The organism is Amycolatopsis sp. NPDC051071 (assembly GCF_040682875.1).
In the GTDB taxonomy this organism is placed as follows: Bacteria; Actinomycetota; Actinomycetes; order Mycobacteriales; family Pseudonocardiaceae; genus Amycolatopsis.
On record NZ_JBFBBY010000252.1, the window covers coordinates 1 to 8,666 of the forward strand.

Below are 8,666 nucleotides of genomic sequence, written 5' to 3' on the forward strand. Positions count from 1 at the left end.
GTTTCTTCGGCTGAGCCGAGGAAACTCGACCTTCACACCTTCCCCAGTACACGAAGGCCCCCTTCCTTGCGCTAGGCGCAAGGAAGGGGGCCTTCATGTACTTCAGGCGAGCAAACCCGACCGACCCGTCTCCGGTCACACGCTCACTTCAGCACTCAACCAGTCGAGCAACTCGGCCCGGGGCAGCTCCCCGTCCTGGACGAACAGCGCTTCGTAGCGCTCCTCACCGAACTGCTCGCGCAGCTCGTCGATCAGCTGCCGGACCGAAGGTTCCCCGAGGTCCAGCCTGCCGCGGAGCAGCTTCGACGCGCCGAGCAGCCGCGCGGCGACCTCTGGCCGCCCCTGCCGGAACCGGATCAAGGCCAGTACCTCGACAATCCGGCCGGCGTCGGGCATGTCGCCCCGGCCGACGGTGGACCGCAGGACGACGGCGGCACCGCTTTCGGCCGCGTCCAGGTCTCCGGCGGCCAGCGCCACCTCAGTGTCGATGAGGCCGCCGAACTCTTCGGCGAACATGCCCGGCAGCGGCACCTTGCTCATCGCCTCGCGGAAGCTGACGGCGACCGCGCGTGCCTCTTCCACGCGGCCCGCTCTGCTGAGCAGATCGGCCTTGCCGACCAGCACCATCACCGCGAGCTGATCGTTGCCGGTGTCGGCCGCGTATCGCTCGGCCTCCCGCAGCTCACGCATCGCCGTGTCGAGGTCGCCCGCCCTCGCGTACTCGGTCGCCATCCGCCAGCGCTGCTGGATCACGTCGTCCTGGGAACCCAGTTCGAGTGCGAGGGCGAGGCCCTGCCGGTACAGCGACAACGCGGTCTCGTGGTCGCCCGACATCGAGATGTCGCTCGCCTTCATGCCCAGCGCCATCGCGGTGCCCCAGCGGTCGCCCACCGCCGAGAACCCTTCGTAGGCCCGGTCCCGCGCCCGTTCGGCGCCTTCGGTGTCCCCGTCGTCGGTCAGGACGAAGCTCTGCGCCCACGATCCCGCGGCACGGGCCCACGGGTCCGGGCTCGACAACGCACGTTCCACCTCGCGGAGGGCGAGGTTCTTGTCCTTGCAGAAGAACGAGAGCATCGGCAGGCCGATGGCCAGCCCGGCGAACCGCTCGTACGCCTTCGTCCGCACGCATTGGTCGACGAGCGCGCGCCCTTCGCCGGGACTCCCCACGCCGGGCACCATCGCCATCATCGCGCGGATCGCCCCGAACGCGGCGACGAACTGCTCGTCCAGCCGGTCGCCGAAGGCGAGCATCTCGACGACGTACGACTCGGCCCGGTCGCTGTCCCCCTTGACCATCCAGTACCAGAATGTGCCACTGAACAGGCGCACGGCCATTTCCACGTCATCGGCGTCGATCGCCTGACGCAAGGCGGTCACGATGTTGCCCTGCTCGGAGTTGTACCGCGAGATGACGGCGAGTTGATCCGCCCTCCGCAGCGACGGTTCCATCCGTTCGACGAGATCGGCGTAGTAGCGGTGGTACGACTTCGTCAGCCACTCACGCTCGTCCGCCTCGTCGAGGCGTTCCGCCGCGTACGCCCGGATGGTCTCCAGCATGCGGTAGCGGGGCTCGCCCTGATCCCCGGCCATCGCGTCCACAATGGACTTCTCTACGAGCGAGCCGAGAACGTAGAGGATGTCTTCGGCCGCCAGGCCGTCACCGGCGCAGACGCCTTCGACCGCTTCGACCTCGGCACCCGCGCCGAACACCGAAAGCCGCCTGGCGAGGACGCGTTCGGCGTCGTCGAGCAGATCCCAGCTCCACTCGACGACGGCACGCAGCGTGCGCTGCCTCGGCAACGCCGTCCGGCTGCCCGAGGTGAGCAGCCGGAACCGGTCGTCGAGGCGCTGCGAGATCTGCGCGACGGTCATCGACCGCAGCCGCGCCGCGGCCAGTTCCAGCGCGAGCGGCATCCCGTCCAGCCGTCGGCAGATCTGCGCGACGTCGTCCACTGTGGACTCGTCGAGGGCGAAATCCGGGCGTACGGCCAAGGCTCTGTCGACGAACAGCCGGATCGCGCCCGCTTCGGCCGCCTGCGGCACCGTCGGCGTGCCTTCGGGGACCGCGAGCGGGCCGAGCGGGCACAACGTCTCGCCGTCGATGGCGAGTGCCTCACGGCTGGTCGCCAGCAGCCGCAACGTCGGCACCCGCCGGAGCAAGGTGTTCGCCAGCTCGGCCGCCGCGTCGACGACGTGCTCACAGTTGTCCAGCACCAGCACCGATTCACCGGCGCCGAGCGTCTCCACGACCCTGGCCAGCGCGTCCATCTGGCGCCGCATCGGGTCACCGGCGTGGGAAAGGCCGAGGTCCCACAGTTCCAGCGCCGCGAAGACCGCGCCGGGCAGGTCGTCCGGATCGCGGACGCCGGCGAGCGGCACGAACCAGACCCGCCCGCGTGCGTGCGCCGGATGCCGCGTCGCGACCTCGGTGGCCAGCCGCGTCTTCCCGGCGCCACCCGGCCCGACCAGCGTCACCAGCCGCGCACCCGCGAGCAGCTCGGCGACCAGTTTCAGCTCGTCGTCCCGGCCGACGAAGCTGGTCAGCCGCACCGGGAGGTGATCGGCGGCCGCGGGTGGCGGGCCGAGTTCGCCACGTAACGCGGCGAGGTGGAGGTCCTTGAGTTCGGCCGACGGGTCGGCCCCCAGCTGATCGGCCAGCGCCGCGCGGACCTCCTCGTAGACGGCGAGGGCGTCGGACTGCCGGTCCGCCCCGCACAACGCCCGGATCCACAGCCCGGCCAGGCGTTCCCGCAGCGGGTTCCGGGCGGCCGCCTCCTTGAGGTCCGCCAGGACCCGGTCGTATCCGCCAAGCCGGATCTCCGCCTCGAAGCGGTCTTCGGCGACGTCGAGGCGCAGATCCTCCAGCCGGGTCGCCGGTGCCTGCGCGAAGGGGGCTTCGAGGACGTCTGACAGCGCTTCGCCGCGCCACAGGCCCAGCGCGTCGGCGAGAATCGCGGCCGCACCGGAATCCCGGCCCGCGGCCAGCTCGGCACGCCCTTCCGCGGCCAGCCGCTCGAAGCGGAAGACGTCGACGTCCTCGCGCTCGACGTCCAGCCGGTAACCACCCGGCCCGGAGTCGAGCGAGACGTCTCCGGCACGCAGGACCTTGCGCAGCCGCGAGACCAGCGATTGCAGTGCGTTCGAGGCATCCGCGGGTGGTTCCGCGCCCCAGAGCCCGTCGATCAGCGCCGCCGCCGGGACCGGGCGGCCGGGGTCCAGGGCGAGCCTGGCCAAGAGCATGCGAAGGCGGGCACCGCCGATGTCGACCGGGGTGCCGTCACCGGCTTCCGCTCCGACCGGGCCCAGCAGCGTCACACGCACGACCCCAGCTTTCCAGAACCCGCGATCGGTTAGCCCGGCCAGGCGACGGAAGTGGGGATTATCCGGGCACCGAGGAGCTTTCCGGGCGGTCGGCGGAGGTCGCGGGGCTACGTTCGGGGCCAAGCAACAGCCGATCGACTGGGAGCGTGAATGAGGTACCGGAGTGCGGCCGTCATCGCCGCCGTTCTGGCCGCGAGTGTCCTCGGGGGCGGGGTCGCCGCCGCCGACACCGGCAAACCCGGCGCCGACGGCGCGGGCGACAGCTACTACCCGCAGGACGGCAACGGCGGATACGACGTCGGCGACTACAACCTGAAGATCGGCTACGAACCGGCCACCAAGCAGCTCACCGGCCTGCAGACGATCACCGGCCGGACGACGCAGGCGCTGAGTTCGTTCAATCTCGACCTGACCGGGCTGACCGTCGATTCGATCAAGGTCAACGGCCGGAAGGCGGCCTTCACGCGCACCGGCGACCACGAACTGGTGGTCACGCCGTCCCGGCCGCTGCGCAACCGCGAGCGGTTCACCGCCGAGGTCGCCTACCACGGTGTCCCGCAGCCGATCAACGATCCGTCGCTGGGCGAGAACGGCTGGCAGTACGCCAAATCCGGCGGCGCGTTCGTCGCGGGCGAGCCGAAGTCCGCGACGACCTGGTACCCGGTCAACGACACCCCGCGTGACAAGGCGACCTTCCACCTCGCGGTCACCGTGCCCTCGGAATGGGGTGTCATCTCCAACGGTCAGGAGCGCGGGCAGGTCAAGAAGGACAAGAACACCACTTACGTCTGGGCCGAAGAGACCCCGGCCGTGCCGTACATGACGACGGTCGCGATCGACAAATGGGAGTTCGAGCGGACGAACCTGTCCGACGGCACCCCGGTCGTCAACGCCTACGCCCCCGGCACCCCCGCCGCGACCAAACAGGCCGAAGCGCGGCTGCCGGAGATCATCGACTTCCTGGCGTCGAAGTTCGGGCGTTACCCGGTGGACGCGGCGGGCGGCATCTTCCTCGCCGAGCCGATCGGGTTCTCGCTGGAGACGCTGAGCAGGCCGATCTACTCGGGTGCGGCGGGCAACGTCCCGACGATCGTGCACGAGAACGCCCACCAGTGGTGGGGTGACTCGGTCGCCGTCGACAAGTGGAAGGACGTCTGCCTCAACGAATGCTTCGCCTCCTACGCGGAGTGGATGTGGTCCGAGGCGAAATCCGGGCAAGACCTCAAGGCGCGGTACCTGACCGCGGTGCAGAAGGCGACGGACCGCTTCTGGGCCGGGAAGCTGTACGACATGGGGCCCGGCAACGAGTTCACCTACGTGTACTCGAAGGGCCCGGTGGCACTGCACGCGCTGAAGAACTACATCGGCGCGGCACCGTTCGACCGCATCCTGCGGACCTGGCCCGCACTGCACCGCGACGGCAACGCGAGCCTGCCGGAGTTCCAGCGGTTCGCCGAGCGGATCGCGCGCAAGAACCTGCAGGGCTTCTTCGACGCGTGGTTCTACGGCAACACCAAGCCGGCACCCGAGTTCCTCTACCCGGGAGACCTCAAGCCGGCCGCCTGACGTCGGTCACACGTTAGGGTGAGAGGCATGACGTCAGTGCTCCTCACCGGCTTCGAACCGTTCGGCGGTGAGCGGGTGAACCCGTCGTGGCAGGCGGTTTCCCTGCTCACCGGCCGGCGGCACGACGCCGTGGCCGTCGAGCTGCCGTGCGTGTTCTCGCGCTCGCTGGTCACCTTGCGCGACGCGATCGACGAGTATCGCCCGGAACTGGTGATCTGCGTCGGACAGGCGGGCGGCCGCCCCGACGTCACCCCGGAGCGGGTCGCGATCAACCTGATCGACGCGCGGATCCCGGACAACGCGGGCTCGCAGCCCGTGGACGTCCCGGTGATCCCCGGCGGGCCGAACGCGTACTTCACGACGCTGCCGGTGAAGGCGTGCGTCGCCGGGGTCAAGGACGCGGGCCTTCCGGCGTCGGTCTCGCATACGGCGGGGACGTACGTGTGCAATCAGGTCTTCTACGGGCTGATGCATTTGCTGGACAACGACTTCCCCGGCATACGCGGTGGTTTCGTGCATGTTCCCTACACGCCGCAGCAGGCCGCGCGGACGACGGCGCCGAGTCTCGCGGTGCATCGCGCGGCGGAGGCGCTGGAGATCATCGTCGACACCGCGCTTTCGGTGACCGAAGACGTGTCGACTCCGGCGGGCACACTGCACTGACTCAGTGCAAGTTCTGCCGGTAGTCGACGGAGATCGCGGGACGGGCAGCCGCAGCCGGTTGGGCGTCTCGGGGACTGCGAAACCCGGGGCGCCGCCGATCACGGTTTGAGCTGGGCGGTGAAGAAGTCGACCATCTCCTGGGTCGTCCGCGCGGTCCCGTCACTTCGGGTCGAGACGAGCATCGCGCTCAGGGGCGCGTCTTCGGTCCCGAAGAGCACGATGCCGCTTCGCTTGCCGACGCCCGCCAAGTAACGCCCACGCAGTCCATCGGCCGCCCAAGTGCCCTCCGCGGCCTTGCCCTTGGTCATCTGCCGCCGGGCGTCGTCCTCCAGGCCGGTCATCGCGACGCCCTGGTAGTAGTTGATCGCGTTCGAGGCCTCGTCGTTCTTGAACACGCACGTGACCGCCGACGCCGCACCCATCGCGGTGGCCGCGTCCGGCGCGTCCCGGCACTCGGCCCGTCGCGGGATGACGGTGGCGATCCGGCGGAGGCAGTCCGTGAACCCGTGCTCGTCCTTCGGCCCCGGCTGATCGCAGCTCACGGGCTTGACCGGCTCGGCCGTCTTCGGGGCCGCGACGGGTTCGTCCTCGCCGCCGCTCATCAGCAGGGCCACCGTCGTGATGATCGCGGCGATGGCGAGCACGATGACGCCGTACGTCGTGGGTTTCCGCCAGTTCCGGCCCGGCGGGGGCGGCGGTGCTGGCGGTGTCCAGCGCGGCGGTTGCGGCCTTCGCGGCGGCTGTTGCCGGGGTGGCTGCTGGACGGGTTGTTGCTGCACGGGGGGTGCGACCGGCGCGAAGGCGGGCACGGTCAGCTGGGAGTCCTCGCCACCCGCCGGCACATGGTGCAGCCCGAACGCGACCGCCGTCTCCGGCTGGTCCTGCGTGGTCGGCGTGATCCTGAGCTGGTTTGCCAGCAGACTCGCCAGCAACGGCATCCGGCTCGGCCCGCCGACGAGATAAACGCCGCCGAGGTGGCCGGGAGCGAGCCCCGCCCGGCTGATGGTGGTGGCGAGAAGTTCGGCACTGCGCAGGAAACTCGGGCGGACGAGTGCTTCGAGCTCTGTCCGCGTGACCCGCACGTCCCCGAACGGCTCCGGCATCGGGATCTCGGTCTGCTGGTGCCGCGACAGGCTTTCCTTGGCATCACGGACGTCCTGCAGCAACGACCGGCGCGTGCGGCGGTCCCCGACCGACTGCGGGCGCAACACCCGCTGCCACACCGCCGGATCGGAATGCGAGACCTCGCGGCCGATATGCACCAGCAGCGCCTGGTCGATGTCGAGGCTGCCGAGGTCGGGCAGGCCGTCCTCGGCGAGCACCGCGAACCCCTGGTCGCTGACGCCGACGACCGCGCAGTCGAAGGTGCCGGCCCCGAGGTCGTACACCGCGATGGGCCCCTGCCGCCGCTGACCGTTGTCGAGGGAGGCGTAATGCGCGGCGGCCGCGACCGGCTCGGGAATGAGCAGCGTCGTGCCGAAGCCTGCCTTGAGCGCGGCGTCGCGGAGGATCTGCTTGCGATCCGGGCCCCAGCCCGCCGGATGGGAGATGCGCACCTGGGCTGGGGGCCGCTGCAAAAGCAGCTCGGCCTCCTCGCCGACACGACGCAGGACGGCGGCGAAGGCGTCGGCGATCGGGAGGGTGACATCACCGAGCTGAAGCGCGCCCTCGTCGATACGCCGCTTGGGGTTCGCTTCGAACCGGCTCGGATCCAGGCGAGCGCGGCGCTCGGCGTCGCGGCCGACGAAGACCGTGCCGTCCTTGTCGACGTAGATCGCGGACGACATCGTCACCGACCCGTCGATCTCGACGACCTGCGTCCCCCTGCCGTGGATCGAGAGCACCCCGACCGTGCTGGAGGTACCGAAATCGATCGCCAGAACGTCCACCTGACCCCCTCCCGGACCCGGTGGCATCGTCTCACGCGAAGATCGGGCGAGCGGGAGCGGTCAGACGGCGGTGGAAATGGTGACGTCGTGGTCGTCGAAATCGGCGACCACCCGCATACGGCCACCCAAGGCGACGATGTACCTCCGAAGGGTGTCCAGTTCCATCTGGTTCGGATCACCCTGTTCGAGCTGGCTGATTCGCGGCTGGCTCACTCCCATACGTTTGGCGACCTCGGTCTGGCTCAGCCCGAGGTCCTCCCGCAGTCGCGACAACCTGAAGCCCAGAATGTAGGCCTGCGTGGCCTCCCGTGCCTCGACCCGCGCGGCGTCGATGTCACGCCCGGACTGGCGATCGACAGCGAGCTTGTCGGCCTTGACCTCTTTCCAGGATCGACTCATTTCAGCCTTCCTCCATCGCGTCCAAGTGCCGCCGGTATCGCTCCTCCGCGATCGGGATGTTGATGTCGTACCACCGGTTCCAGTTTCCCGCTTTGTCCCCTGCCACTAGAAGCACGGCTCTCCGCACCGGATCGAAGACGAACAGGATCCTGATCTCGGTACGCCCCGCCGACGCCGGGCGCAACTCCTTCAAGTTGTGCCGGCACGAGCCACTGATCCGGTCGACCAGCGGCCGTCCCAACTGCGGTCCTTCACCAGCCAGCATGTCGATCGCTTCCTCGACCCGATCCGCCGAAACCGGGTCTTCCCGGCATAGCGCCTCGAACCAGCGATCCACTTCATCGTGAAGCTCGATCTCCCACCTCATCAGGCGGCCATAATGTAGACCTTATATCGATTGGGGCGCGAGGGCCAAGGTTCCCACGAAGGTGCGGCTTTCGCCGATGGACACCAAGGGGTGATTCCGCGGGCGCAAACAAGGTGGCCGGTCGGCCTGGTCGCAAGTGGCGATTCGGGTTTTCGAGGGTAGGCAAGGGGACGTGTGGGGGCCGCGGTCCGGAGACCACGCCACCTCGCCTCAAGTACGTGAAGGCCCCCTTCCTGTACCTAGGCGCAAGCAAGGGGGCCTTCATGTACTTGAGGCGGACAGGGGCGGCGCCGGTACCGAGCGGGTCCAGGGGGTCGCGAGTGGTAAGTCGCGTTAGAACGTCACTTGCCACTCACGACCCCATACCTGGCCGCCCCCTTGGTCACGAGCATGTCTTGAAGGGCCCCTTTGAGACGATCAGCATCTCACATGAGCCCGTGAAGTGAGCCACGGACCCACGC

6 protein-coding genes are annotated in these 8,666 nt (G+C 69.2%); 2 read left to right on the forward strand and 4 right to left on the reverse strand.

Annotation, left to right across the window (positions count from 1 at the left end; translation table 11 throughout):
- Nucleotides 1-135 precede the first annotated feature (135 nt).
- On the reverse strand, nucleotides 136-3,321 hold the full coding sequence (locus AB0M65_RS39015) for a BTAD domain-containing putative transcriptional regulator (RefSeq protein ID WP_364040034.1): 3,186 nt from the start codon (nucleotides 3,319-3,321) through the stop codon (nucleotides 136-138).
- A gap of 150 nt (nucleotides 3,322-3,471) precedes the next feature.
- On the opposite strand from AB0M65_RS39015, the gene AB0M65_RS39020 reads away from it, so the two are divergent.
- Together AB0M65_RS39020 and pcp are read left to right on the forward strand one after the other, a co-directional pair.
- Nucleotides 3,472-4,887, forward strand: a complete 1,416-nt coding sequence (locus tag AB0M65_RS39020) for a M1 family metallopeptidase (protein ID WP_364040037.1) — start codon at nucleotides 3,472-3,474, stop codon at nucleotides 4,885-4,887.
- Between the two features lie 27 nt (nucleotides 4,888-4,914).
- Nucleotides 4,915-5,550 (forward strand): pyroglutamyl-peptidase I, encoded by a 636-nt coding sequence (pcp, locus tag AB0M65_RS39025; protein ID WP_364040040.1) that lies wholly within the window; start codon nucleotides 4,915-4,917, stop codon nucleotides 5,548-5,550.
- A gap of 98 nt (nucleotides 5,551-5,648) precedes the next feature.
- On the opposite strand, the gene AB0M65_RS39030 is transcribed toward pcp, so the two are convergent.
- From AB0M65_RS39030 to AB0M65_RS39040, 3 genes are read right to left on the reverse strand one after another with little or no spacing between them, the layout of a single operon-like run.
- Nucleotides 5,649-7,439, reverse strand: coding sequence for an Hsp70 family protein (locus AB0M65_RS39030; protein ID WP_364040043.1), 1,791 nt, complete (start codon nucleotides 7,437-7,439; stop codon nucleotides 5,649-5,651).
- A 60-nt stretch (nucleotides 7,440-7,499) separates the two neighbouring features.
- Nucleotides 7,500-7,838 carry an XRE family transcriptional regulator gene (locus tag AB0M65_RS39035; protein ID WP_364040046.1) on the reverse strand — a complete coding sequence of 113 codons (339 nt, stop codon included), beginning with the start codon at nucleotides 7,836-7,838 and terminating at the stop codon, nucleotides 7,500-7,502.
- A gap of 1 nt (nucleotide 7,839) precedes the next feature.
- Nucleotides 7,840-8,205 (reverse strand): type II toxin-antitoxin system RelE/ParE family toxin, encoded by a 366-nt coding sequence (locus tag AB0M65_RS39040; protein WP_364040049.1) that lies wholly within the window; start codon nucleotides 8,203-8,205, stop codon nucleotides 7,840-7,842.
- Between the last annotated feature and the right edge of the window lie 461 nt (nucleotides 8,206-8,666).